This is a genomic window from Desulfacinum infernum DSM 9756 (assembly GCF_900129305.1).
Taxonomy (GTDB): domain Bacteria; phylum Desulfobacterota; class Syntrophobacteria; order Syntrophobacterales; family DSM-9756; genus Desulfacinum; species Desulfacinum infernum.
Map to the genome: position 1 here is coordinate 76373 of NZ_FQVB01000015.1, position 26390 is coordinate 102762.

Genomic DNA, 26390 nt, shown 5'->3' on the forward strand with positions numbered 1-26390 from the left:
AGCGAGGTGCCGACAGTGCAAAGGATCTGGCGGGGCATCAATTTCTCCTTCCCTCACGTCTTCCGGCCGAAGCTTGGGGGGTCCTGGATGATAGGCAGACCCTTGTCATGCGCAAGATTGGCAAGGGCAAAACGGGCACCATCCTTCTCGTTAGCCAAAAACCACCTGTAAGACTCGCCGTCCTCGCTGGGTTGCTTGGTGACCCTGGGGTAATGAACCGGCAATCGGTCGTCGAACCCTTTGCAGGCCTTGAGGAACGCCTCGATGAAAGAGACCTGTTCAAAGGAACCGCTGGCGGCTTGGCCGTAGGCACGAACGACCGCCTCTTTGAAGGCTTTCACGGCATCGGACGGGATGTCTTCCGGGCTTCCTTGCGATTTCCACGAACGGTACCTTTCGCCAAGGGCTTGGCCCGTCCTCAGCGTGCAATCCGAAATCTCCAACCGCACGCTGCCGAACCCCAGGGGTTTTCCTCCGCCGAAGCGATGGTAACGGCCTTCGGGAAGCTGCAGAAGGAACAGCAAAGCCCCCAACTCCACCTTGGATAGATTGCTCACATGGATATCGAAAGCAAAACGCGCACCGGGTTTCACCCAGCCGAGGATGGAGCGATTTTGATCGTCACGCTGTTCTTGCCGGTCTTTCCTGGGCCGGCGGTACTCCTGCGAGGGGCTTTGCGGGTTATTGGTCGGATCTTCCAGAGGGTTTTCCCAGTAACCGGCCGGAAGACCGCCGTGGTGCGGGTAGACCTTGCGTCCCCGCAAACCCTTGCCGAGCGAGTATCCGGCCTCGGCCTTCGAGAGGCCGTCGCGTTGCGCCTCCCCGTTCGATGAAGCCGCCACGTAAAATCTTCCCTGCTGCGGCTTAGGCGCCGCCAGGATGGCCAAGGGCAGACCGTCTCCCGGGAAGGTTTCCACAGATTCCTCTGCTGAGGACTCACACGTTACCGGTCCGATGCGCAAGAGCCCCCTGACCGCCGGGGAATCTTTTTGCTCCCCACCTTTGTCGCCGGAATCCATCCTTACCCACCCAAAGACGCGGTCGGCAGGAGAAAGCTCGCCGATGCTGGAAGCAGGGCGAAGGGAGGGATCCAGTAAATCCCACGGAGAGACTGGGTAGAGTTCCCTTGCGATCATGACGGGGAAAAGGGCTTCCACGGCGGAGGAATCCCTGGTCAAGCGGGCGTAGCAGAGGGTACCGTCCCTCAATTCGCGGTCCTCTTGGGTGTACACGTGGCGCGACCAGGCGGTCTGTCCCGGATCGGAGCCGAGGTAGGCGTCGAAACCCTGGCGGTTTCGCCGCCTTTTCTCAAGGTCCTCTGCGTGGATTTCCTGGTAGTTCTCAATGAGCTCTTTCCATTGTTCCTGCAACTCATCGGTTAGTGGAAAAGACCTGGGCTTCCCGTCTATGAAGAAAACCCTTTCATCGTGCTTGCGGTTGATGTTGGCGTTGGTGATGCAGACCCAGCCGTGGATGTTCTTTGTCACACCTTGTGGTTCATGCCAAGATCCCCTATCTTGCTTGAGTCCAGCAGGAACACTGGGCGATTTGCTCGGAAGACTTCCTCCTACTTTTGTAATGGCACGGACTACCCAATATCGGAAATCTGAGACATGCTGTTCGCTTTTTTTATCCCAACGATGATGCTGGACCAGCTCAACCCAGCACTCTACCTCGTCGCCATGCTGGGGAAGAGTCCCGTCGGAGTACCTGAGAGCCTGATTCGTGCTTTTATTTCGACCGCTGTACCTGGGAAGCCAGGCGGCATACTGGGGACCGTTGGGCGCTCCGTTCGTTCCCACGGCGGATGTCCCAGTGAGAAGGTGGACTTGTCCATGCTCGATCCGGGCCGGGATCAGACGGAGCCCCTCCTTCGCCTCCATCCGGTAGGCCAGGCGCTTTTTGTGCTCATGGTCGAAACGGCCGAATCTGGAATTCGTGACCGCCTCGTAAGCCGAGCGCAGCATGCCTCGGATACTGGATGAAGGAATGAGCGGTTTTCCGTCACTGCCAAGCGGCAAGGCAAAGGTCTTGTGCCCGTTGTCGTCTTCCCGGCAGGTATTGGGATCGGGGACGAGGAGCGGGGTGATGGCTTCCATCTCGACACGGATGCAGCCGGTGATGCGATCCTGGTGGAAACGGTCCTGCGCCACGGGTTCATGATCGCCCAGGTCTGGATCGTCCGTTTTTCGTGGCGGTGCCGGGATGAAGTTGTACGGGTTGTGGAAATCACGACCCACGGTATCCGGTCTGCCGGTTGATTGTTGGCGCCAGTAACCGCTGCGATCGCCTTGCCGCGAGCGGCCGGCAGGGGCTGCGGAAGTGGACGTGGGCACGAAATCCGATCCCACTTCGCGAATTCTCCTCGGCTGGCCGCCTTCCATCTCAAACTCCACCTCCACGCCGTTCAGCTCCTTCAGCCTTTCCATGATCGTCCGGGAGATCTCCCCGGTAGCAGGGTTGGCGGTCACAAGTTTGCCCTTCTTACTGGTATATTGAACTTGAGGCTTGCCTTTGTTGCTCAGCACCAGCTTGCCGCGTTCGATGGCCATCAGCGCACCTCCTTGAAGACATCCACCAGGCGAGTGGCGGTCACTCGGACCGCGCCGGTTTCCGGGTCCTGATCGAAGTAATGCCGCACCCTGAGCCGAAGGGGCCAGCGGCCGCCCTTGAAATCGGTGTCCGTGCATTCCAAGGCAACGGCCTGTTGGGTGCCTGCTGCCGTGGCCACACGAGAAAAACCGTCTCTTGGCCCCTCCACGAGTCGATCGCCCAGGAGAATTCGTACCTCCTCGTCGGGCCGGGCCGGGGAGGTTTCGTCCGGGTTGGGCGCATCCACCAGGCGCCGCCCCCGGAAGCCCTCCTCGATCCGCCAGATCAGAATTTCCCCTTGCTTTCCGAACAGGCGCAGTTCGAGAAGATTGGTCGGTAAAACCGCCGGACAGAGGTCCGGAAACGGCCTAGAAGACAATCGCCACCCGGCGCCGTCGCGCCTCCCCCAGGTGACGCCGTCCCGGCAATGGGCCAGAAGCCAGGTGAAACCGTCGTCGGCCGGATAAGAACTCCGGCCGCCGACGATCCAATCCAACACCTGCTTGCAGGCTTCCTGGTCCAGGGGTTCGAGGGCGCATCCTTGGATCCGGTTCATGGCCGCACCTCCTCTGCTTTCAACGGCTCCGCGTTGTGAAAGCCTGTAATCTTTTCGTCAAATACCTTGCGGGTCTCTTCTTCCACGTGAAGGTCCTTTGCGATTCTGTACGTCTTTCCATCTGGCAGGCGAAGGCGGGCGGCTCCTTTCAGGACTCCGCGGCCTACCGAGGCCGCGCCGCCCACCGGGATCTCTCCAGAAAGCAGGTCCTTGAGCAGCAGCAGAACCAGCCCGACTTCAGCATCTTCCGGATTGCGAATCTCAAGCCGTACCTTCAGCGTTCCCCCCGCCTGCACCTGCTCATCGAAGAGAGCCCCGCGGACCACCCCGCCGGTAAAGCGATCGATAGCGATCCGCGTCTGCCTCCGTGCCGTACCATTTTCAATGAACGACTCGGAGATCCTCAGCCTCGAGGCCTTGGCCTGGCCATTTGAGGCCTTTTCGTCTTCTTCCAGTCTCGGTCCAAAAAGGCGATCAACCCAACGGTCGCCGTCTCCTTTGCCTTCCCTTACCAGGCGGGCGATCCGCAAGGCCTGGGCCCGCAGCGCGCCCGCCATCCCGGTGCCCGGAAGAACGGGCCGTCCCGCGCTATGAAGGTGGACCACATCGGGCGCCCCGGGCTCCGTTGCCGGGCTTCGAACCAGCAGATCGCCTTCGACCTCCAGATCGAGGTCAGCGAGCAGGCGGCGGCGCTTATCCTGGCATTGTTCGATTTTCAAGGATGGACAGGCGGCTTGGATCGCTTCGGCCGCCGAGGCGTGCGCCGGAACGCCGTCAACAATAGGCATCTCGTGATCGGAGGTGAGCCAGGAGAGCCAGCCCTGAGCCGTAGCGAGATCGTGGCGGAGGGCCTTCCAGTTGTTAACTTTCACGCTGCCAAGACCTCGTGAACGCCGCATTCCCAAAGCTATGTCTCCGTTCGTCAGCCCGTCCAGGGCGGCGCTGAGCAGCCCGAGCAGCCGAGGTTCCAGGTCCGTTCTTTCAACAATCAGTTCCACCCTGACGGGAAAGGTGGTTCCGGCAGGCAATACCTCGAAGTCGAATTTCTTATGGGCCTCGGCGGTACCCAGGGCAGGATCGATGGCCACTCCATCGCGGATTTCCATCGCCCTTCCGCCGGGCAAAGTGCCCAATGAATCAAAGACGATCAGGGGGCTTTGGGAGCCTGCGTCATCGCTTCGGGCCGCGCCGAACAAGGCTGCCACTTCCTCTTTCTCACGGGATCGGTATCCGCCGAGGATATCGGCCAGGTGGCTGCGCAGCGCTCCCGCCAGCGAGGTGCCGGGAAGCAAGGGGAGTCCTTCCTTGGGATCGCGCAAGACCGCCATATCCAGCGCAGCATCACCTTCACCGCCAAAGTGCGCGGCCGTCTCGAGCCGCATCTCACCCGTGACCACCCAGCGCGCCGCCATGGCCCGAATGCCGCCGGCGCTTTCCAATCGCAAGGATCTATTGTCCATCACCGGCCTCCCTTGTCTTGTTTCTGACAGCCAACGCGGCCAGCACGGCGTCAATGAGTTTTCCTGAAATCTCCAGGGATCTTTCCTTCAAGACGCCCTTCGCCGATTCCTCCGACACGATATGGCAGCGCTGGGCCAAGACATCCGCATTCAGCCATGCCAGAACCTTTTCGCCATGGATGGCATCCATGATCCATGCCGCCAAATCCTTCCATTCACTGTCCACTTTCACCCGGCAGCGTTCCAGTTGCTCCATGGCCGGCCGCTTCAATCGTTCGGCTTCATTTTCGCTCCTGAGCCAAGTGGTCAAGGTGCGGATCGCTTCTTCGGGTTTGCCGCGCAGGGGGGTCCGCAGGCGGCCGATGAGGCTGTTGGTCGGCAGGTTTACGGCTCTCTCTGCGAAGACTGCCGCTGCCTCTTCGATCTTTCTCGCCACGTGCGCCCAGACGATTCGCGCTTCAATGTCCGAAACCAGTTGGGGCGGCTGCCCGGTTCCGGTGTTGATGGACGGTATCTCTTGGGGTACGCGCAAGGTGATGGAGGCGAGCGGCGCATCGAGGAACAGGATCCGGCCGTAGCCTTCTTCCCTTCGTTCGCCCAATCCTTCGTTTTCGATCGCGCGAAGGTCGTCGGCCGGGATGTCTTGAACCGCTTCCAGCAGAAACACCGATCCGGCGGAAACGGCCAGTACTTGCGGCAGTTCCAGCCGCCACTTGCGGTTGAAACCGCCGATCGGTTCAAAGGACCACCTTCTGCGCACCACCCTGGCCCGGCCGTCCAGCCGCCCTTGGATCAACTCCACAACCGCCGCCGGGTCGATCTGCCCGGTGTGGGCATGGCGCGCAATGCAGGCCGAGGTGAGGAGCAGGCGAAAGTGCTCATGTTGAGAGATATCCCTGGCCACAGGCTGCAATGCCCTGGTCCCCGACCCCACAATCTCGCGCCCTCGGCTGCTCTCCCACTGGATCTCAGCGGTACCCCCGTATCCGGCCCTTCGGGATCGCCCGACCAGGATCACGGTCCCCAGCAATGCCCGGATGCGCTTTTCGGTCTGCTCCAATTCTTGGTCGGTTTCACCGCGGAGTTGGATCACCCCTTGGAAAGATTGTCCGGCGTCCAGGGACTCAAAAGCGAAGATCGCCCCGTGGGTGTTCCCTTGCGCGTCTTTCCACGCCCGGCCTTTTTGTCGGTCGCGCTGGTGATGGATGCGGGCACTCATCCTGAGGTAAAGGAGCACCGGTTGGGCGGCCCCGATGGTGATGAAGCATGGACCGAGGGGTACCAGTTGTTCCTCAGGCCAATACTCACCCGGATCCTTGTCGACGGCCGGATGTCCGTCAAAGGAAGTGAGGTCCATGACATTCATAGATGCACGGCCTACCGGCTCATCTTTTTTCCGCCGCAAGGGTACGGGAACCGGCAGGGCCCTGCGGCCGTCCGCGAACGGATAGGCGTGCAGATAGCGCACCTTGCCGCCCAGCACGAGATCATAGAACTCCTGCTGCCGGGATGCGTCCTCGCCCGGATCGCCCAGGGCTCGGGCCACGGCCCCGCGTACGGCGGATCCTGGGATAAAGGGCAGGGTGGAGGAGCTGTTGGGGTCGCCCCCAAGGGTTGTGATGATGGCCGGGGATTTCAGCGTCAGGGTGTAAGGAAGATAACGGTAGCACGTCATGCCGCCCCTCCTTTCGCCGCGCGCCTGGTTTTCTCAAGGTCTCCATCGAGGGTCAGACGGATATGGCCGCGGCCGCGGTTGCGGCCCAGCCCCGCGTGCCGGGTCGCCAGGAGGGCCAAAGACAGGCAGCGGACATCCTCGGCGGAGGGGTCGGCCAGCCAATGGAGGGGCGCGCGCAGAGTCAGTCCCCGCACAATCACCCGCACCGCCCGCAGGGTGGTCCTGGCCGGTGCTCCCGTGCGCCTGTCCTCCGAGGTCTGGCGCCGGATATCGGTCAGCGCCTCCAGCACGGCCGCTGGTGAAACGGGATGGTTCTCTCGGGTCTCCGCCGCCTGGATCCACTGCTTGGTTTCATCGTCCACCACGCCGTCACCGATGCGTAAAATGGAACATTCGTCACAATCGGCTTCAGGGCCGAATACCCGCAACGCGGTTTGAGACAAATCCGGGAAGCAAGGCCCCATGGAGAGCCAGGAATCACGCAAGAGGCCGCGGATGGTCTTGCCGCCCAAAAACGGAAGCCCCCATTGGTCGTGCTCCACCTCCACGTCCACCACCCCGGCGGTCCCTTCGCCCCGGCTGAAGGCGGCGTCGGAGAGAAGCTCGATCTGAATGAACTGATTTTGGCTCATGGCGTCTTTTCCTCCTTGCCCTGGTGATCTGGGGCTGCATCCAGCTCCAGGTGCAGATCAAGCAACTCCAGGGCGTCGATGAGCGGCGTGCGCGTCGCAGCGAAGAAGCCGTTTTCTTCGATGGCGGTTGGAAACTTGAGCACCTTGTCCACCACCTTCCACGCTTTCAAGGTTTCCTTCACGCTGTCCGGCCCTTCGCGGGCCAGTTCCGCCAAAGCCTTGACCTTGTTTCGCCGCCCGGCCCAGGGTCCCTCCCTCAAGCCCGCCGTCCTGTCGTGAAGGAGCGTCCCGGAGAGCCACCGCCAGGTCTCGGCCTCGGCCCTTCCGGAACCCAACCGATAGGGCCGGCAGGTCAACCGACAGCCGGCGGCTTGATATTGCCTCTTGCGGATGGCTTCCACCGATTCCCCCGGCCGGCAGGTGCCGATGTGCCAATCCACGGCGCAGCCGGGATCGTTCTGTTGCCTCAACATGCCTTTGGCGGAGGCGCACAGGGCTTCCGCCAAGTCATAAGCCCTGGCAAAGGGCGCATGGACGCGGACCATGGCCACGCCGGCGCAGGCAGTAATCCTGCCGAGGTGCGGAACATTGCTCTTCTCGAACACGCTGAGGGCTGTTGCGGCCAGGTCCAGGGCGATACGGCCGTCGCAAACGAAGGTCAGGTCGTCCCCCCCAAGCAGGATGGGGCGCAGGGGGAGCATCCATGCGCCACCCACCTTTTTCAGTTCAAAACCCAGTCGAGCCGGTCTCCCTGTGATCTTCACCCTTTCCGTGCCGTTTTCGACCTTTTTCTCTACGCATTGCTGGACGCGGCCTACCACTACCTTCAAGGCTTCCCTTCCCAGTCGGTCTATGGCCTCCGACCACTCACGGTATTCCCTCCGAACGGTATCGTCATCGGCTCCGTTTTCGGATTTTTTCTTAAGCCACTCCTTGATCTTTTGCCCCACGCTGTTGCCGTCTATGTGAACCACCCCGATCTTTTGCCCCACGCTGTTGCCGTCTATGTGAACCACCCCGATCAAGCTGGTATCGCCCAGGGTCCGGGCCAAGTCATCGAGTTCCATGGGGAAGGCAAATTCGTTCTTGTCCTTCAAGTAATCTCTCCAGTGACGCGCTGCTTCGTCCCGCTTCTCCCGGCGTTTCAGGATTCCCCTCGAAAGGGGTACGGTAGATTCGTTTGGATCGAAACCAGATGCGGGAAGACCGGTTTCCCGGCACGAGGCCGTGACGGACAAGCCGAGAAGAGGTGCGGAAGGCGAGCGTTCGGTCTTCACCCGGGCCAGTTCGATCTGGACCTCCTGAATCGCTTTGGCCAAACTTCCCTTGTTGTATTCCTTGTGAACCAGGGCTACTTCAAGGCCTGGAGCCTCGTCGTGCAATCGGCGGGTGTAGCGGGCTGCAAGCGAGCGGGCCTCTTCCATGGAGGTGCTCTCGAGAAGGGCGTTTCCGCCGCCGGCCAGGAGGATCTTTTCCAACGCAACCAACCCCTTCAGCGCCCCCTCTCCCGACGTGCCCCAATGCACCAGGTACGACCCGGCCACCACGTCCCGAAGCCGGTTGGACTGAAAGATGAAGCGCTGCACGCCCAGCACATCGATCGCCGTCAAGACAGGCATGGCCACCTCCTATGAATCGAGCCACCGTTTCAGGGAGTCTGTGTTGGGGTCGGCGTTGACTCCCGCCCATTCTTTCACGTCATCGAGGCCGAAAACCTGCGGGGTGTTGGGCGCATCCCAGACATCGGCCACATCGTTTCGCAGTTGATCCACGAAGGCCCCCTTGGAATCGTCGCCATCCAGCAGGCAGACCAGGGCCGAACGGGCCAGATCCCCTCCCAACTGGCGCGCCCTCATGGCCACCTCGAACAGTTTGGATTTGCAGAGGCGGATCGTTGTATCCGTCGTGCAAGAGACCACATAGAGCCGGTGGCCTCGGACGAGCGCCACGTCGATTTCACACTGCCGACCATTGGCGAGCTGACAATCAAGGCCGACGGCCATCTCGTCGCCGTTGGCGATGTGCCTAACCAAGACTCCGCACCAGGTCTCCAACCAACCGCCTCCCAGAAAACCCAGCCAGGTTTCGTAGGTCTTTTTGTTCCAGTGGGCTTCCGGGATCTGCTTGATGCTCAGACCGCAGGGCACCATTTTATTGAGCATTACGGCATCGGCCTTTGCTTTTCCAAAAGACAGGCGCTTATTGTTATCGTCACGATGGATGCTGTAGAGCTTTCCTGCGAGACTCGGGTCATTCAGGACCGCTTTTGCGATTATCTCCGCATCCTTGTCGGTGGGGCGGCCGTCCGGTTGCTGTATGCCTTGCTCGATACGCATGATCCCGTGCAGGGCAAGAACGTCGTCCAGAGTCAATTTGAGCTGTTGTTTTGACAGATCCATTTCATAGCCGTCGTCAAAGCGCAACAGACCTTTGCGCTCATCCAGGTAGGACGCATGTTCATCTTTCCCTCCGGCATCCCGGAAGGCCATCCGGGCATGGGCCGCCATGATCTTGGTTCCCCCCGTGTAGTGCAGGTGAGCATCGCTAAGGTCTTTTGACGGAAATGCATTTCTCACCTTAGAGGCGCTGGTTACCTCCTCGATGCATGTTTCCTCTATGCTTGGTTTCCCATCCGCAAGTCTTGCCTCCAGCCTTTCCCGAAGGCGGTTCTTCACCTCCTCCGTTTCCGGGCTGTAGAGCAAGCAGATCCTTCGGGGTTTCAGTATGAGGGCGGCAAGATAATTGGGCAGAGGGTTGGATCCGACAAGCAGGAGGAGCCGCTCACATGTCCTTTCTTTTTCAGGCATCAGTTTTCCCTCCACTGTTCTTTAATCTGGCGGCATGGTTATCGTCTCTTCTCCAGGAAGCGGCCGAGAGGGAATCTCGGGTTCGTGGATAATCGCAATGCCACGAGCCTTCCGGGGGTCGCTATACGGTACGCCGCCTGATGCGCGAGCATGGTCTGCAGGCTCCGCACAGAAGGGGCTCTGATCGTGGTCCCTGGGTCCATGACGGGACCATCATCCCAGATGGTCCGAACCGGATGTGGGGCCCGATGCCACCCAGGTGCATACCCGGCACGACGGCTTGGCTACGGTGTTCGTCGCCGTAGACCGCTTCGTCGCCGACGTGGTCGGCATCCATGCTGCCCGACCCGGAACGCGTTCCGAAGCGCTGGAGCCGATCTACCAGGGTATTGTGAAACACCTTGCTCCGCTGACGGCCAACATTGCCAAGGGGCTGACCCTGCGACACGATCATGACCCACAGTACATGAGCTACGCCTTCCAGCAAGAGATGTAGTTCCTCGGCATCGAATCGAGTCCCAGCTTCGTCAGAGCGCCGGAGCGTAACGTAGCGGCTGAGCGTTTCATCCGCGCCCTGAAGGAGCAGCTATTGTGGGTCCGAACCTTCGACACGGTCGAAGAGATCCGTCAGGCTTTGCTCGAGTCCAAGGAACGGTTCAATGAACACCGGCTCCTTGAAGGGCATGGCTATGCCCCCCAAGTGCGCGCTGCCAGCGTGCCTTTGGAGAAGGCGGCATGAATTTTGTGCAAAACCGTGTACAGGATTTCGGGGGCTTCACAGGCGAACTCAACTGCTCGTTTTCGGACAATCCACTAAAGAATTTTGAGGGCCAGGCGGACCGGCACCCCCTGGAACTCCGGTCCCGCCTGGCGTTGCAGATTCTTTGGATTCCTCGAAAAGGGGACTCCCGCATCTCGGGGATCGGTATCTCCATGCCGGCTTTTGAGCAAACCATCCCAAAGGCCCAGATTCAATCCAGGTATTCTTGGATGGAAACCTGAAACGGCGTACTCTTCCAAAGGTTTTGCCGCTGCATTCGATCCTTCAGCACCTCAGCCGCTTTCCGGGCCAAGACTTCATCTGCTCGCTCCATTTCCTTGAAAAGCCGTTCCATGGCTATTTTATCCGTCAGAGAGACGGTTTTGGCTTTTTCCACAAGGCCTTTGGAAGGAACAGGCATGGCGGCACCGCCCACAGGTCCGTGGTGGGGAGGAGTCGGTGCTTTTGGAGGCTGCTTTCGGGCTTCTTCCATCCCAGCGGTTCTGCTCGCTTCAGCAGCTGAAGTCGCGGATGATGCCCGCTTTTGCCTTCTTGTTTCCGGCAACCCCTGGATCGGGTCTTCCGGTGCCCCTGAGGCTCTTTCCTTATCTGTGGATTTCTGAGCCTGCCCGCCGACAGAAGGAGCCGGCGCGGCACTTTTCTTGTCCGGCCCTTCGTCTTCGACAATTCGGATGCGCGCCCAGCCCATGGGCAGGCACTCTTGCTTACTCTTCACCCACACCCTGCGGGACTTGGGAGCCGGGTCGGTTCCCCGGTGCAGACCGCAGACGTTTCGGATCCGCTGGCGCAGCGACTCGCTCCACAGGAGATTCACCGTGGTGGAAAGCATTCCCGAGCCGAACCCGATCCGGAAGATCGATCCCCCCAACGCCTCGTACCAGCTCTTGAGGAAGCCCCCTTGAGGTTCACCTCTGGCGGTGTAGAAGGCCTTTTCATGTTCTGCAATGTCCCGGTTCATGCGATCGGCCAGAAGAAGGACACCTTTCACGGTCGACGCTGGAGCCTTCTTACTCCGATTTTCTTTTAAAAACATCCGCCAGAGTTCATGGTCCCAAAGGATTTCCGTCTGGAACGTGCCCGCGGTCACGGCTTCCACCCAAACGACCAAGTCTCCCTTTCCTTTGGGCTTTTGGCTCCAGTAATGGCTCCCATCGGGCTTCTTGGACAAAAACTGAATGGGGATGACCCGGGTTTCGACCTTTCCGTTGACGGGATAGGCATCCCGCACCTTGAGACAGCGAAGAATGTCCCGGTTCTGGTCATTGGCTTTTCCTGCAATGTCCCAGCTCTGCAGAACCTCCTTTTGAAGCGGGGCAGACAGAAATTTTTTTGCACGTTCTTTCTTGTGTTCATTTTGAAGTTTCTGAATCCACTGATTCACTTGGGCTTCACGAGGATGCCTTGCCTCCCCGGAGCCGGTGAGCTCAGCCTTCATAGCTCCGTAGAGAAACGCGGTGCGCAAAACCCCCTTGATAGATGTACCGGGAAGATAAACCCTCCCGAAACCGTCCCGCACGAACGGCCGGAAATCGGACATGTCCGGACCTCCGCCGGGTACGGAATACGCCGCCACGGCCGGGCCGATCTTCTTAAAATCCGTGCCCCGGGCTTTTTCTTCAAGGAACTTCCCCAAGCCCTTCCTGCGCAGGTGCCCGGAGAAGGCTTGATGGACGAAGTCGTCCATGAGGTTCCTTTCCATCAGAAAGCGGCCCAGCTTGGCCTCGTCCACCACATGCACCCGCTGACCGTCGTATAGGAATTCCATGGGGAGCAGGGAGCCGTCCCGCGTCCCAATATGGATGGGGGAAAGGACCGTGAAATTCACGATCAGTTTTTCCAACACCTTTTCCGCCGCAGGGGACGGTGCCGCCTGAGTGGCCATAAAGCGCCTCCGAAGAACCCTTTAGGGAAACCAAAAGCCCATGCCGCTGCGATAGACGCGATGAGGCAGACCCAGGGCCGGGCCGTGTTCCGGCGTCACATCCACCAAACGCCCTGCCAGGGGTTCTGTCGCCACCGAACCTTCGGTGATGAAACGCACCCGTTTTCTTTTGAGGGTCGTGGCATGGCGGCCTGAGACCACAAATCCCCGGCTTTCCTCCATCTCCCAGGCGGTTAGCGTTTCCGTGAGCCGCCCCAATTCCTCGGGAGTGGGCGCGTACCGGGAAAGCAGTAAATACCTGCCGGGCTTTCGAAGATCCCCAAGATCGCCCCACACCTCTTCCAAAGGGACAAACCCGTCGAATCGAAAAGTCCCCAGACCATAAGTCCGTTCGCCCCCGAGCCCCATATCCCCGAGGAGCCGAAACGCTGCCTCAAGCCTCTTTCCACAATCGTCGTCCCGGATACGCACTAGTCCGTAGAGACCCGCCCCGCGTCGAAAGTGCACCACGCCGCACCACCAGATGGAACTGTTCTGGGAGCTCCGATCCAAAGCCACCCGGGGGCGCAGCTCATTGATGAACCATCCCTCACCGGACTCAGCATCCCAGGGTCGTGCCAATGGACGGGCCCTCTCCCGAAGGAGACCCAGATCTCTTTCACCGAGGGGCCGCCCACCGAGCCAGCGAAGCACATCACTTGGCTGGAGGTAGCGGATTTTTTTGATGTCCTTCCCCGCACGTTGCAGAAGCGTCGAATCCTCCACAGGAGGGGACGTCAGAGGTCGTGGTAAGGCGTAGAGCCGGCCTTGGCCGTTCCCAGCTCCCGGACCGAAAGGAAAAAGCGAACTGAGGGTGAATGGGGGGGGTTGGTCGTTCAGCTCACGAAGAACCTCCTCTGCTTCCCCCAGGAGGGCCAGCGCGTTGACAATCCCCGAAAAGAGAGAATCCGACGGAACGGTCTCCCTTGTCTCTTCCAACCCGATCCCCTGCCGCCCAAAGTGGGCCCCGGCCGGAAATTCCAGATGATAGAGATAGGTTTTCATGAAACCCTCTCCACATTAGCGCTTTTGGAACCATTAAAGAAACCGGCCAGGCGGGCCAGGTCCTCCAGTCCGCCCACACTCGTCGCCTGGCCTGGTTCGCCTCGATAATGCCCAACAGTGCGCGCTTCGATCTTGGTGAACTCAAAACGCACTTGGCCGTACCCGCGCGACCCGTGTCCGCCCAGGGCATCGTCCTGGAGCAAGGACAGGGCCAACTGGAGGTTGCGCAGATCTTCACTCAGGGTTTCCATATCCTCCACATCGTAAACCAGGGAAAAATCAAACTTGGTGCCTCGGGGCACCCGTTCCAGGTTCCTGGGGTTCGCAGCGGAGGTCACCCGATCAATGCCGTTTTCGAACTTCCATTCGGTGAAAAGAAGCCCCGTGTCGATGCTTTCCAGCTCCTTGCGGCTTTGGGAGGACAGCCGCAAATCCCGCACCTTGAGGCGGGCCGGAAAGTTTCCGCCTTCCCCCGCCGCCGTGGACCCGAAAAGGCGGCACACAGGGCACTGTAGCGCCCCGGGATAGGTCAACTCGGCGTTGTAATTCTTGTTCCGGTTTTTCCCCGGCTCCCAGTCGTTGCATTCGTGGCGGCTGATGCCGCTGCCGCCGTCCCGATTGGGCAAAAGCTCGGGATGGGCCTTTTCCAGGAGTGCCCGGAGCTTCCCCTTCAGGGAGCTGCCCGGCACGTAGGGCTCGGACGTGATGGGATCGCGCACCACGGGACTGTCCAAGGATCCGATCTCCAGGTTTTCCTTGGAAGCTCCGATGTGGAGTCCGCTCAGGCATTCCATGACCCCTTCCAAAGCGATCTTCCCCAAGAGCTTCCGGTAAGTCTTCGGTGCCATGGTTGTGTCCTCCTTCTAATCCCTTCCGCCGTGGAAGCGGTGGTAGGCGATGATGCTTTCCATGAACCTTAGAAACTTCGTGAAGTTCTCCTGGGTTTGGGCCGCCGATTTCACGGCAGCATCCAGGATTTCCGCCAGTTCCTTTACGTCCTCATGCCTCCCGGCGGCATAGGCGAGCTTGGGCCGAAGCAGGATGATCTGATCTTTTACTTTTTCGAACGGCAGATTGTTTTTCAGCTCCGCCTCCACCTTCCGCGTCCCGTCGAGAAATCGCCGGATCTGATTCGTTTTGACCTTTCGGGAGATGGCGGCACCGACGGCATCGGCGATTTCCACCAGCCGCTCCATACTGAGCTTCTTAAGATCGCTCAGCTCTCCCTTGAACCGGCCAATGCCCTCATTTTGCCTTCCTCCGTTCATGGTTTCGACCCTCCTTCGCGCATCATCATCAAAAGGATGAGGAGCGCCGCTTCCACGTGACGCCACCCATCGGCCTTGCTGGAAAAGATGTAATGCTTCAGTGCACCCCAATGTTCTTCCAGCGAGCCGTCCACCTTCGTTCTACCAAACAAATAAGCCAATTTAGGCAACAGCCACACGCCGTCTTGCCGCTGACGTCTCACCAGCTGCAGCAGCTTGTAATAGAAACCTTTGGAAAGGCCATGCGGCCGGGTCTTCAGGGACCTTCCATCAACATCCACGAACGGCTCCAGATGCTTCAGAGCCTCCAGAACCTTCGCCACATCGGGCTTCTTCGAGTCCTTCCAGGGAAAGACATGGCGACCCAACAAGGTGAAGGACTGCCTTCCAGCGATGGTTTTGGCCCCTTCCCGGCGCTCTCGCTTGGCCAAGCGTTCCGCCTCGCCCGCCGCGTCCGCCAGGCGGTAAACCGGCTCATGGGGGCTTCCCACGGCCATCCCCGCAGAAATCGTGATGAAAGGATTGGCCGTGAACGCGGCGAAAGCCTTCTGGATATCCAGGGCCGCTTCCAAGGTGTCCAACCAATGGCCGATAAGAAAGAGATCGTCGCCGCCCGAATAGACCACGGTGGTGAGCCTCGGGCCGGCAGGGCGTCCGGCCAGCAATGTTTTTTCAGGATAGCCTTCCGCGCCTTCCAGAATGCCGTTGATGTGGTATTTGAAAAAAAGGCTGAGCTGCCGGGACAAGGAAGCCGTCAGAGAAAAGGTGCGTTCCCCCGGCGGAAGCGAGAGGGAGAAGATCCTTCCCAGTCGGTCCACGTCCATCCGAACCACACCGATGCGGCCCATGCCGAAACCCCTTTCAGCCATGGATTCCAGGTCCCGGGGCGCGTCTTCCGGCGGGAGGTAGACCCCGGCAAAAAGAGGACGGCTTCCGGGATGTTGGAAATGGGATAGATCCCAATCGTTCAGATGAAATACGGCATCTGCGGCCCGATTCAATTCCTCGTGTTTGCGGCCGAAGTAACCGGCTGCCGGCTGATAAAAACGGTCTTCAATGCGGATGTAACGGTTTCGGGGAATTGCCTCCGGCTCCCGGTCCCATCGGTAAATGACCGGCAAGTGCCCTTTTCGAGCAGCCTGTTGGAGGAGATCTCCCAGGTAGTACTGGTCGCGGCATGGCTCACAGACCGTAATGGCCGTTTCCCTGATGGCCAAAATCTCCAAGGCCCGGTCTTCGCGGCCGCACACCTGGCACTTGTCGGTATAACAGTCGGGGTGGGGATCCTGAGGCTCACCCAATAGCTCCGCAAGGAAATTTTCTCCCTTCCTTTTCTTGGCTTCCTCCAGAGCCCCGGACAGACGCTGCCAAGGTTCCGTCACGTCCTTCAGGTCCGCCTTCCGAAACGGAACCCAGCAGAGAAATAATTCCAGGGCACCGTTGAAATCATGGAAAAGATACCGATTCAGGCGCCCTTTCACCTCTCGGAGGGCCTCTTCGGTTTTCCGGGTATTGGCGGCCACCAGGTAGAAATGGCCTCCGCCCGTGAAAATCACGTTGCAGCGGAAAAGCCCCAGAGATTCCAGGACAGTGTCCACCGCGTGCTCCAGGAACAGCTCCAGGAAGAAAGACCGGCCCTTAAGGGACTTCAAAGCGCCCTTGGCCGAGATGGTGTAGAGAAAACGCTGGACACCGGAAAGATCGCCTCCCACCAATAGGAAAGGAGACTCGGCGTCTTCTCCCCACGTCGCAGCCCCGGCGATTTCCTCTTTCAGCGGACGGCGGCTCCACTCGTCGCCGTATTTTTCCCAGCAAAAGTCGGCCAGGCACAGGGTGAAGGCGGCCGTGGTCTTCAGATGGTCGAAAAGAGAAACATCGGGGTGTTTCCGATAGGTTTCCTTGTCGTCGGTTCCTCGCACCCGGAGGGTCATGGAGGGGACGGTGCCGGTATATTTCTCCAAAAGATGCATCACCGAGTCCACGTTGTGGTGATTCCCGCAGGCTTTGAGAGCTTGGAACTCCAGCTCGAATCCCTGCCAGAGCGCGCCGTAGGCGTCCGATGGATTTTGCCCTTCCTCGGCTTTTGGAGGCTGCCAACCCAAGCGGGGCCCGATGCGACGAGGGAGCTCCCAAAAAGCCGGCGGCGGGAGCGCATGCGGATCGTCCTCATGGGGATTTCGCACGCGCGAAAAAACCGAAGCCAAAGGTACGTCCCGCTGCCAGACGGCGGAAACGTCCTTTTTGTTGTCATATGTGGTACGCCGCTCGGACGCGGAACAGTTATCCGCCTCATAAAGGACCAGGAAATCATTCACCTCCCACACGTGCTCATCGGAGGCGTGGTGGTTCTTGGCCCCAAGCGCCACCAGGTTTTCTCCGTAATGGCCCTGAAGCCATCGGTAGCCGATCTCTCCATGGGTTTTCCCTCGATCTTCGGATCGTTCGGCACGCTGCTTGAATTTTCCCAGATCGTGAAAGAGCCCCGCCAAGCACAAGGATCGTCGCTTTTCATGGGAAAGCATGGATCATTCTCCCTCGGTAGTTTGGGCCACCTCATATCGGCCGAGGCCGAAGCTGGTGCCTTTGCCCACGTTGACCCACCGACCAGCGCTGAGATAAGGCTCAAATTCCAGCAGGTCTCCAGCGTAGACCACCTCGCCCACGAGACCTCCCAGGCGCATCTTTCGGCGCTGCCGGTGCGAATACCGTTCCCAGTCGAACCAACGGGTGCGGTTTTCCACGATGGCCACCGAGCGGGCTTTATCCAAAAGCTCCCGGAAAGGCAGTGAATCGCCGGTTTCCCCTTCGCCGTGAAACCGCTGGAGATTTTCCAAGCGGTTCAGCAGCCTGGAAAAGAAAACGGGGAATTCCGGCACGCGCACAGGTTCGCCTTGCGAGACCAAACGAACGGGCGTGAGAAAGCGTAAAGAGAAAGCGTTGCCCTGTGACGCGCCACCCTGCCCGTTTCCGGCCGTCAGAGGGAGTCGCTTTTCCGGAAGACGCAAGACGCCTTCGGCGTAAACCTCCTCCCATGGATCACCGGATCCGTCCAAGGAAACCACACGCTCCAGGTCGAAAGTTCCGCGACCTTTTCCGATTCCTATCTCCCCCATTCGCTGAACAGCCATGATCAGATAAGGGATCCATTGCATCGCCCGTCCGATGACCGTCATGCCGAACGACCACAGTGCACCGGGTTCAAGCGTCACGGGGCCGTCCATATTGATCTGGAGGACAAAGGGATGGGGAGCATTGCGGTAGCGGAGATCCAGAGGCGACTCTCCGACAAGGGGTGTTTCAAAAAGGTAAACATACAGGCACGAAGAGCGCAGAACACATTCCTGGCAGGGCCGTCGCCGTGCGGCGCAGCAACTGTGCTTGAGCGCCATGCCGAGCGCACCCCTGAGCGTGCTCCCTTTGTAGGAGGGAAGCTCCACGCGAGACCTGGCCCGGATGTCCACCCGGAGGCGCACGCAGTGAAATCGGTCCAAGAGGGTCTTCATCTTTTGTCTCCCCGGAAGTCGATCAGGCCCGTTCTGGGCTTTGCCCACCTTTACGGCATGGTTCGGGGGATTTTCAAAGAAATGAACCGAAAGATATTGTGCTTTATTTCGCATACAAAAACTGTATTGTCAAGGAACGGCCGAACCGGAAAGAAGACCATATCCTATTGAAATAATCGAGTTTAACGATCTGGACACCCCCCGGACCCTTGGGTATAGACGCACTTGAACGACCGAAGCGGAGCCGACAAAAATCGCCCGGCCCACATCCTTAGAGGAGGTTTTTCATGAACATTCTGCCCGGCACCCTGGTCTGCACCGTGGGAACCAGTCTCTTCTATCCCAACCTGGAAAGGCTCGATCCGGACTTGACGGAGATGACAGGCGGGGCCCGGTCCGCGGCGTTCAGAAAGTGCAAAGAGCATTATATCCAAAAGGACTGGCCCGCCCTGGGTCGCGCCCTGATCCGCATCCCGCCCGACCACAGGCTCTGCGGGGCCGAGATCAATTCCATCGAAGCCATGGTGCGAAAGGGCTTCCTGGGTGAAGACCGGGTGCGCCTGATCCTGCTCATATCAGACACCGAAGAGGGAAAGGCCATGGGGCGGGTGCTGGAGGCCTACTTTCTAGATCCGGACTGTCCCGTGCGTTTCCAGTACGTCAGCAGCCGCGTCGTGGCCGGCCTTCAAGATGCCGAGCCCCTTCGGTTCCGTCGAGAAGGCCTCGGCAACCTGGTCCGGGCGTTGGGCGAGGAGCTTCGAAAATGGGGGGCTTCCTCCATGGCCGTCAACGCCACCGGCGGTTACAAGGCACAAATCGCCCTGGCCGTGGCCTTCGGCCAGGCCGCTGGCTGTCCCGTCTACTACAAGCACGAAAAATTCGACCAGGTGATCCGGTTTCCCCAGGTGCCCTTCGCGCTGGATCTCGGCCTGGTGAACGACCATGCGGAACTATGGGCCGACCTGGCGGAACCCGACGCCGCCGTCCCCTATGAGGACCTCCTACGGGCGCTGGGGGCCGGATCCCCGCAGATGGAAGCCATGGAACCCTTGCTGGAGATCGAGGCGGTGGACGCGGAACGGCTCGCCGCCCTCTCCGCTCTGGGCTTGGTCTACTGGGAGGCCTATCTTTCTCAAAACCCGGACAAGATGATCGAACCTCCCAGGACGGCCCATCGCATGGGGTGCCGGTTTCCTCAGCACCACTACCCCAAGGGATTCATCGACTACGTGCAAAAGGTCTACGAAGCCTTCCCTCACTGGATCACAGGATGCCACACCCTTCCCTACTCGGGCCAGGCAGCCCTGAACCACGGCCGGTTCCTGGAGCGGGACCGCGCCATCTGCGGCGAATATGTGGATGCCGGCGGATTCGGAGCCCGGTTCGAGGTGCGGACCACCGCCCGGAACGCCCTGCATCGGCGTTTCGTCCTTCACCAGCTCAACCACTGGAGCAAAGGGAACAATTGAGGGGCAATCCCGGAATCTTCGGCTGTACCGGAAACGGCCCAACGCCCAAATCGTCATAGGTTCTTCGCCCTGGACTTTGGGCCCCGCTTCCCCCAAGAAGGATTCTCGACCACTCCCCATCCTCCCAACTCGCCACTCACGCCTTCTGAAAAAACGGCCTCCGATGCCGTGATCGCCCGTAAGAGGCTTCACAGGCAACCAGCAAGGAGGACCTGTCATGGCGGAAGAACACAAAGCCGCGGTGATCGCGCACCCCGCCGCGGGAGAGACGGTAAAGAGGCATGGGGCGGCCCCTTCCCCCACCGAGGAGGAAGCCGGCTTCCTGGATCGGTTGGCGGCGCAGGCCGTAGGCGCCGACCGGCTCAAGAAAGAATTGGACCGGATCCTTTCCGAGCTGGAGGTGCTCCGGTCCGAGAACCGATGGCAGGAGATGGTGGACCTCTTTCATCCCGTGGAGGAGCGCGTTCCGGAGCTGGAAGAGGCGGGCTTGGGCTTCGCCGTCCGAAGCGAGATCGCCTTCGCCATGGGCCATCTGGGCCGTCACGAAGAGGCCATCGGGCTGGCGCTGCGCTGCGTGGAGGAACGCCCGGACGACTTCCAGGCCCACGCGGGACTCGCCTACGCCGCCTACGACAGCCTCTACGCGGCCAAGAACCGGCAGATTCTGCTGCACCCCGAGGAGAAGAAGGCCCGCATCGAGCTGGCCCACAAACACTTCGCCAAGGCCCAGGAACTTCGGCCCGACGGAGTCACCAACTTCTACCGCCAGGGCATGCTCTACAAGGCGATCCAGAACAAGCCGGACCGGGCTCTGCCCCTTTTCGAAACCGCCGTCCGAAACTGGGACCGTCTGGATCCGGACCAAAGAAGGGTCCGGCACCAGGAGCGAAAAAATTTCATCAAGGCGCTCTACCAGGCGGCCTCGTGCCATCAGAAGGCGGCGAGAAACGCGGAGGCCCTGCAACGGTTGGAACGCTGCATCGAGGAGGACCGGGAAAGCGGGCATCTTTCCGTCGTCCACAAGTACTTTGCCCTGGGAAAGGTTCACTTTTCCGCCGGCCATTACGAAAAGGCCCGGCACGCCCTGGAATTCGCCGCCGCCCAGGCCGATCCGGCGGAGCACGACTACGTTTTCGAACTCCTGGCGCGAACGGCCTTGGCCCAGGGGGCTCCCGATCGGGCGCGCCGAGCCCTGGAACGCATCCCCGGAAACCGCCGCCGTCCCTACGTGCTCTGGACCGAAGCGGATCTTCTCATCGCGGAGAGAAAAACCGTGCAGGCCCGGGCGGTGCTCAAGAAAGCGGCGGAAAAGGATCGCCGCGGCCGCCACAGGGCCCTCCTGCGCCTCGCCCGCCTGGACTTTCGCGAAAACGACTACCAGGCGTGCCTGACGCACTGCGGGGAGGCGGACCAGTTCTGCCGCACCACCTACGGGAACCCCTGCGACGAGGCGCTCTTTTGGACGGCGGCGGCGCTTCTGAGGCTGGATCGACATCAGGAGGCGTGGCGGACGGCATGCGATCTCGAGGCGTTTCGCCCCCGCTACCCGCATCTTCTGCCGCTCAAAAAGAAGATCGCCGCGGAGCTGGCAAGGAAGAAGAACGCGCACAGGGAGCCGCGGGAATCCCCCCCAACCCCCCTTTGAAAAAGGGGGAGGGATCCCGCCCGGCCCCCCTTTGAAAAGAGGGGGGAGGAATCCCCCGGCGCCACTTTGACAAAGGGGGGAGCGTCGAGGCCGTCTTGTGGGAAAGGGGGAGATTCCCCGCCGGGCGACCGGCACCCCCCACAACGGCCAACGGATCACGCATTACGGATCACGGTCATGAAAGAGAGGCTCACTCCCCGAACCGATGCGGAACAGGCCCACAACACGCCGGAAAGGACCGTGGATTACGACCTGCTGCTCCGGCGGCTGGAACGGCGCCTGCTGGAAGAATCGGATCCCGCGCCGGTCCTTCGGGTCCTGTCCCGACGTGAGCTGTGGGAAAGGCTTCCGCCCGAACAGGCCCTTCGCTGCGCCGGGCTCGCCCAGGCCGCCGGGGATGCGGACTTGAGCCTCCACATCCTGGAATGGCTGACCGAGCGGCACCCGACCTTTTCCGAAGCCTGGCGCCGGCGCGTGGCCCTTCTGGAAACCCTGGCCCGCACCGAACCCCAACGAAACGCCCCCGGGGATGGCGTTTCCCGTGCGCCGACGGTTCCGGCTTCGGCGCCCCAAAAGGAAGGCGGCCACTCGGCTCCTGATGAGACCCTGCTGCAGGAGCCCTTCTCGGAGCTTCGCCGGCGGGAGGAGGCCGTCGCGCGTTATCTCCGGCTGTTTCAGGGCCGGGAAGACTGCTTCGCCCGCCAGTGGGCGGATCGGTCCAAAGGGACCCAGGGCTACGTCCCCGTTCGGCGCCCCATGGAAGACCAGGACGTGTTGGATCATCTCCAGGGACGTCGCACCTACGGCATCTACCTGTTGCAAAAGGACAGCCGGGTGCGGTTGGGCGTTCTGGATGCGGACCTGGTATCCGCCCTGCGCTCCACGCCGCTCACCCCGCAGCAGCGGGATCTTCTCCGCCGGGAGCAGCGCTACCTGCTCACCCGCCTTCCCGAGCTGGGTCGGGAAGCGGGACTTCCCTGTCTGGCGGAGTTCAGCGGCGGCAAGGGTTTCCATTTCTGGTACTTTTTCCGGGACCCCGTGGAAGCGCACCTGGTGCGGGAGGCGCTGCACGTGCTGGCCGGCAGGATCCAGCCAGACCTTTCGTGCTTTCAGCTGGAGGTCTTCCCCAAGCAGGACCGTCTGGCGGGAAAGGGCCTGGGAAACCTGGTGAAGCTTCCCCTGGGCGTCCATCGGCTCACGGGCCGGCCTTCCTACTTTCTGCCGTCGCGCAACAGGAACTGGGAAGCCCAATTGGAACTCCTGCGTTCGGTCCGCCCGGTTTCCCGGGAAGCGCTGGCACGCCTGAAGACGCCCGGCGAATCCGCCGCCGTGGTGGTCCATCCCAAGCGGCGGCGCTGGGCGGAGGAATATCCGGAATTGGCCGTGCTGGAAGAACGCTGCACCGCCCTGGGCCACATCCTGGTGGGGTGTCGTCGCTCGGGCACCCTCACGGTGCGGGAGGAGAAGATCCTTCTGGGAACCCTGGGCTTTCTTCCCCGGGCCCGCCATCTCCTCCACCACGTGTTCGGGCGGCTGCCCGAATACAATCCGCACTGGGTGGATTACCAGCTTTCGCGGCTGCGCGGCACCCCTCTCGGCTGCAAGAAGATCCACCGGCTCCTGGGCCTGGACGGCACCTACTGTCCCTTTCCCCAAGTGCCCCGCTATCCTCACCCGCTGCTGCACTGGCCCCGGTGGACGGAGCCCGACGCCGCGCCCAAGGGCGAGCGGGTGGAGAACCTGCAGGCCGCCCTGGACAACCTGAGGACGGCCCTGCGCATGGTGGAACGGTTCCTGGGACGCGAGGCGCCGGAACCCGACCCCGGGCCTCCCGCTGCCGGCGGCCGCCCGGAGGAAGGAAGTTGAGGCACCCCGGGAACCATTCGTTCCCAAGGTGCGGCTCCGTCGGGCGGGCGTAAAGCCCGCCCCTGCGAAACGCGTGAACCCGCCGCCCTTTGTAGATAGGACACCATGGACCGCTACTACGTCTTGGAGCCCGGCACGTACGTGCGCAAGTCGGGAGAAAATCTGCTGATCATGAAGGGCCAAGAGGTGCGGGGCTCCATCCCCCTCGCCGGCCTGGATCAGCTGGTGCTGGTGGGGGCGTCCATGAGCGGCGCCGTCCTGAGCGAACTGGTGCGGCGTCGGGTGGAGACGGTGCTCCTGAGCCCCTGGGGGCGTTTCCGCGGCCGCCTGATTGTGGACGAGCACAAGCACGTGGCCCGCCGCAAGGCCCAGTACCTTCGGCTGAGCGACCCGGCGGAGGCCGCCCGCATCGCGGGTCTCCTGGTGGCGGCCAAACTCCGAAACGCGGCCCGTTTTCTCCAGCGCCGCGGCACCCAATACGGGGACGAGTCCCTCAACCAGGCGGCCGCCCATCTGCAGGGTTTGGCGGAACTGGCCCAGCGCCAAAACGACTTGGAGCTCATTCGGGGGATCGAAGGCCGGGGAGCCAACCGCTATTTCAGTGTCTTCGGCCGTCTCATCCGCGTGGAGGGGTTTCCCTTCAACGGCCGGTCCCGACGCCCTCCCCTGGATGCCGTCAACGCGCTCTTGTCCTTCGTTTACACCCTTTTGACCAACGAGGTCCTCACGGCCGTAAAGATCGCCGGACTGGACCCCTACCTGGGAACGCTTCACGCCGAAGAGTACGGGCGTCCGTCCCTGGCCTGCGATCTGGTGGAAGAATGGCGCACCTATCTGGGCGACCGCCTGGTGCTCACCCTCATCAACCGGCGGGTGATCCGCCCCGATGATTTCGTGTATCGGCCGGTGGAAAATCCCGACGGGGTGGACGAGGCCGATCTTCGCGCCAAACGCCCCGTGGAGATGAAGCCCCGGATCGCCCGGGCCTTCATCGACGCCTACGAGCGCTGGATGCAGACTCCCGCCGCCTGCCCCTTCACCGGCGCGGGGACGTCCTACCGGGGGATCCTCAGGTCCCAGGCGCGCCGTTTCCTGAAATTCCTCATGGGAGACGAGCCGGACTATCAACCCTTTCCCTGGCCCCGGATCGGCTGAAGGAGGTTCGTCCCATGAAGCGGTTTTACGTGGTCTGCTTCGACATCAGCGACGACCGGACCCGGTACCGGGTGGTCAAGGTACTCAAGGGCTACGGCTACCGGGTGCAGAAATCGGTTTTCGAGTGTCCCCAGCTCACGGAAAAACAACTCCTGACGCTCATGGACCGCCTGGAGCGCCTCATCGACCTCACCACGGACACCGTCCGGTACTACCGGCAGTGCCGCGCCTGCCTGGACGATTTCGAACAGACGGGCATCGGGCAGCCGCCGGATGTGCGGGACTACGGAGTCTTGTGAAGGGCCGATGAAAGGGGTAAAGGAGACGGCAATTCCTTGTTGCGAAACCAACCGGCGGAAAAAGGAGGACGATCCATGGCCCGAGTTTTTCTCAGCACCCTGGGAACGAACAAGTATTTGCCCTGCCGCTACGAGATCGACGGCTGGACGTCGGCGCCCACCCCTTTCGTGCAGGAAGCCCTGATCGAGCATTTCTGCCGGGATTGGACCTCCGACGACCGGATCCTCATCTTCTGCACGGAAGAGGCCCGCAAGAAGAATTGGGAAGATGGAGAGAACTTCCCGGCGGGGCTCGGCCGCAGAATCCGAGATCTCCCGCTTGCCGCTCGCTGCGAGCGGGTGGCCGTTCCGGAGGGGCGGAACGAAAAGGAAATCATGGAGATCTTCATGACCCTCATGGATTCCCTTCGCCCGGAAGACCAGGTGCTCCTGGACATCACCCATTCTTTCCGCTCCCTGCCGCTCCTCAACGCCGTGGTGCTCAACTACGCCAAGGTTCTCAAGGGCATCGGCGTCATCGGAATCCATTACGGCGCCTTCGAGACCCTGGGGCCCCCCGACCAGGCCAAGGAGATCCCGGAGCAGGAACGCATCGCCCCCGTCTTCGATCTCTCGCCCTACGACACCCTGCTGGACTGGGCCCGGGCCGTGGACATGTTCGAGACGGCGGGGCGCGCCGAGGCGCTTTCCCGCTTGGTGAACCGGGGCGTCGGGCCGCTCCTGGCCGACAAGAAAAACCGCAACCAGGTGGCCATGGATCTGGCCCAACTGGGCCGGTCCCTCGACTCCTTCAGCCTCAACCTCAGCGCCGTTCGCGGTCGGGAAATCGAAAAGATCCGGGGGCTGGGGGACCTGGTCGACGCCCTGGAGCGACAGGATATTCTTCCTCCCCTCTCCCCCCTGCTGGAGCGCATCCGGGAAAAGACCAAGGCCTTTGACGCCGAGGATCCCGAGGACAAGGGATTCGCCGCTGTCCGCTGGTGCCTGGCCCACGACCTGGTTCCGCAGGCCTACATCCTCATGCGTGAGACCATCCTGAGCGGGTTGTGTCGCTTGGAAGGCCACGATCCGCTGGACGAGGACCTTCGGGAAGGTTTCTGGAACGGTCTTCTGAAGGTGGTTGCCGAGGGAAAGGGCGAGGAGGAGTGGAAAGGGGCCCTGGCGGAACGCCGGGAGGAAGCGAGAGTCTTGATCCGCGATCATGGGCCGGAGTTGAAGGAACTGGCCAGGGTCTATGAGGCGCTCCGCCCCAGGCGGAACGACTTCATGCACGGAGGATTCAAAAAACAGGCGGCGTCGGCCAAGAGCCTCGTGGATTACCTGCCCGGAGGGTTGGAGGCGCTGGAGCGCGCCTGGCAGGCCTACCGCGAAGCGCGCCTGTCACGGAAACGCTGAGGCGAGGCAATGGCACCTTGGGCGCACCGCAGGGCATCCTCCGGCAATCTGAAAGAGAACCGAAAATGAACGCGAATGGACGCCAATGCGAATGGGCGGGATGGGGGGGGCGTCAGGCACCTCCATGACATTTGAATGGAAACCGGCGATAAGGACCTGGCGCAGAGGACCTCCGGCCGATTCGGCTCAGATTCGCCAAGTTGTTGATTTTATTACAACGACGCAAAAGAGGTCCTCTGCAGCCAAACTCTTAGTCATTCCGGGCAGATACCAGATGGCTCCGGGACACCTGTTTACATTTTCAACACCCAAGGCCCTACCCTCACGGGAGGTGCTCTGCAGCGGCCCTCTGGGCCTAGAC

The 26390-nt window shown here is 61.2% G+C and carries 21 protein-coding genes; 8 read left to right on the top strand and 13 right to left on the bottom strand.

Annotation, left to right across the window (positions count from 1 at the left end):
- Positions 1–53: 53 nt before the first annotated feature.
- The 7 genes from BUB04_RS08870 to BUB04_RS08900 are packed head-to-tail and all read right to left on the bottom strand — an operon-like array spanning position 54 to position 9722.
- Positions 54–2552: a TIGR03986 family type III CRISPR-associated RAMP protein gene (locus BUB04_RS08870; RefSeq protein WP_178371946.1), complete on the bottom strand. Its 2499-nt coding sequence runs from the start codon at positions 2550–2552 to the stop codon at positions 54–56.
- Positions 2552–3148, bottom strand: coding sequence for a type III-D CRISPR-associated protein Csx19 (gene csx19 / locus BUB04_RS19310; protein ID WP_073038644.1), 597 nt, complete (start codon positions 3146–3148; stop codon positions 2552–2554). The genes BUB04_RS08870 and csx19 overlap by 1 nt, the downstream gene beginning before the upstream one ends.
- Complete coding sequence (locus BUB04_RS08880; protein ID WP_073038645.1) at positions 3145–4608, bottom strand: RAMP superfamily CRISPR-associated protein; 1464 nt, start codon at positions 4606–4608, stop codon at positions 3145–3147. The genes csx19 and BUB04_RS08880 overlap by 4 nt, the downstream gene beginning before the upstream one ends.
- Complete coding sequence (locus BUB04_RS08885; protein WP_073038646.1) at positions 4598–6283, bottom strand: RAMP superfamily CRISPR-associated protein; 1686 nt, start codon at positions 6281–6283, stop codon at positions 4598–4600. Before BUB04_RS08885 ends, BUB04_RS08880 begins: the two co-directional genes overlap by 11 nt.
- Positions 6280–6915 carry an RAMP superfamily CRISPR-associated protein gene (locus tag BUB04_RS19040; protein WP_073038647.1) on the bottom strand — a complete coding sequence of 212 codons (636 nt, stop codon included), beginning with the start codon at positions 6913–6915 and terminating at the stop codon, positions 6280–6282. The genes BUB04_RS08885 and BUB04_RS19040 overlap by 4 nt, the downstream gene beginning before the upstream one ends.
- Positions 6912–8534, bottom strand: a complete 1623-nt coding sequence (locus tag BUB04_RS08895) for a hypothetical protein (protein WP_073038648.1) — start codon at positions 8532–8534, stop codon at positions 6912–6914. Before BUB04_RS08895 ends, BUB04_RS19040 begins: the two co-directional genes overlap by 4 nt.
- Positions 8535–8543: 9 nt before the next feature.
- A complete protein-coding gene (locus BUB04_RS08900) occupies positions 8544–9722 on the bottom strand; it encodes a PDDEXK family nuclease (protein WP_073038649.1) in 1179 nt (392 codons plus the stop codon).
- A gap of 280 nt (positions 9723–10002) precedes the next feature.
- Here BUB04_RS08900 and BUB04_RS08905 point away from each other — a divergent pair, with 280 nt between their 5' ends.
- Both BUB04_RS08905 and BUB04_RS20285 read left to right on the top strand, forming a co-directional pair.
- Positions 10003–10218, top strand: coding sequence for a hypothetical protein (locus BUB04_RS08905; RefSeq protein WP_143156424.1), 216 nt, complete (start codon positions 10003–10005; stop codon positions 10216–10218).
- 9 nt (positions 10219–10227) lie between these two features.
- Positions 10228–10461 carry an integrase core domain-containing protein gene (locus tag BUB04_RS20285; RefSeq protein ID WP_084076328.1) on the top strand — a complete coding sequence of 78 codons (234 nt, stop codon included), beginning with the start codon at positions 10228–10230 and terminating at the stop codon, positions 10459–10461.
- Positions 10462–10693: 232 nt separating this feature from the next.
- Here the strand turns inward: BUB04_RS20285 and csm5 are convergent, their stop codons facing one another.
- The 6 genes from csm5 to cas6 are packed head-to-tail and all read right to left on the bottom strand — an operon-like array spanning position 10694 to position 18200.
- Positions 10694–12385, bottom strand: coding sequence for a type III-A CRISPR-associated RAMP protein Csm5 (gene csm5 / locus BUB04_RS08920; protein ID WP_073038652.1), 1692 nt, complete (start codon positions 12383–12385; stop codon positions 10694–10696).
- Positions 12386–12406: 21 nt separating this feature from the next.
- On the bottom strand, positions 12407–13429 hold the full coding sequence (gene csm4, locus BUB04_RS08925; protein WP_073038653.1) for a type III-A CRISPR-associated RAMP protein Csm4: 1023 nt from the start codon (positions 13427–13429) through the stop codon (positions 12407–12409).
- The gene (gene csm3, locus BUB04_RS08930) at positions 13426–14277 is read right to left on the bottom strand and encodes a type III-A CRISPR-associated RAMP protein Csm3 (protein WP_073038654.1); all 852 of its coding nucleotides are present in this window, start codon (positions 14275–14277) and stop codon (positions 13426–13428) included. The genes csm4 and csm3 overlap by 4 nt, the downstream gene beginning before the upstream one ends.
- Positions 14278–14292: 15 nt before the next feature.
- Entirely contained in the window at positions 14293–14697 is a 405-nt protein-coding gene (csm2, locus tag BUB04_RS08935) for a type III-A CRISPR-associated protein Csm2 (protein ID WP_073038655.1), read from the bottom strand.
- On the bottom strand, positions 14694–17219 hold the full coding sequence (gene cas10, locus BUB04_RS08940; protein ID WP_073038656.1) for a type III-A CRISPR-associated protein Cas10/Csm1: 2526 nt from the start codon (positions 17217–17219) through the stop codon (positions 14694–14696). Before cas10 ends, csm2 begins: the two co-directional genes overlap by 4 nt.
- Before the next feature lie 3 nt (positions 17220–17222).
- Positions 17223–18200 carry a CRISPR system precrRNA processing endoribonuclease RAMP protein Cas6 gene (gene cas6, locus BUB04_RS08945; RefSeq protein WP_073038657.1) on the bottom strand — a complete coding sequence of 326 codons (978 nt, stop codon included), beginning with the start codon at positions 18198–18200 and terminating at the stop codon, positions 17223–17225.
- A 287-nt stretch (positions 18201–18487) separates the two neighbouring features.
- Between cas6 and BUB04_RS08950 the strand changes: the two genes are divergently transcribed.
- The 6 genes from BUB04_RS08950 to csx2 all read left to right on the top strand — a co-directional run bounded on the left by BUB04_RS08950 (position 18488) and on the right by csx2 (position 26029).
- A complete protein-coding gene (locus BUB04_RS08950) occupies positions 18488–19669 on the top strand; it encodes a putative CRISPR-associated protein (RefSeq protein WP_073038658.1) in 1182 nt (393 codons plus the stop codon).
- 217 nt (positions 19670–19886) lie between these two features.
- Positions 19887–21314, top strand: a complete 1428-nt coding sequence (locus BUB04_RS08955; RefSeq protein WP_073038659.1) for a tetratricopeptide repeat protein — start codon at positions 19887–19889, stop codon at positions 21312–21314.
- A gap of 177 nt (positions 21315–21491) precedes the next feature.
- Positions 21492–23180, top strand: a complete 1689-nt coding sequence (locus BUB04_RS08960; RefSeq protein ID WP_073038660.1) for a CRISPR-associated primase-polymerase type A1 — start codon at positions 21492–21494, stop codon at positions 23178–23180.
- Between the two features lie 105 nt (positions 23181–23285).
- Complete coding sequence (gene cas1 / locus BUB04_RS08965) at positions 23286–24335, top strand: CRISPR-associated endonuclease Cas1 (protein WP_073038661.1); 1050 nt, start codon at positions 23286–23288, stop codon at positions 24333–24335.
- Positions 24336–24349: 14 nt separating this feature from the next.
- Positions 24350–24634: a CRISPR-associated endonuclease Cas2 gene (gene cas2, locus BUB04_RS08970; protein WP_073038662.1), complete on the top strand. Its 285-nt coding sequence runs from the start codon at positions 24350–24352 to the stop codon at positions 24632–24634.
- Between the two features lie 75 nt (positions 24635–24709).
- Positions 24710–26029 (top strand): TIGR02221 family CRISPR-associated protein, encoded by a 1320-nt coding sequence (csx2, locus tag BUB04_RS08975; RefSeq protein WP_073038663.1) that lies wholly within the window; start codon positions 24710–24712, stop codon positions 26027–26029.
- Positions 26030–26390 lie beyond the last annotated feature (361 nt).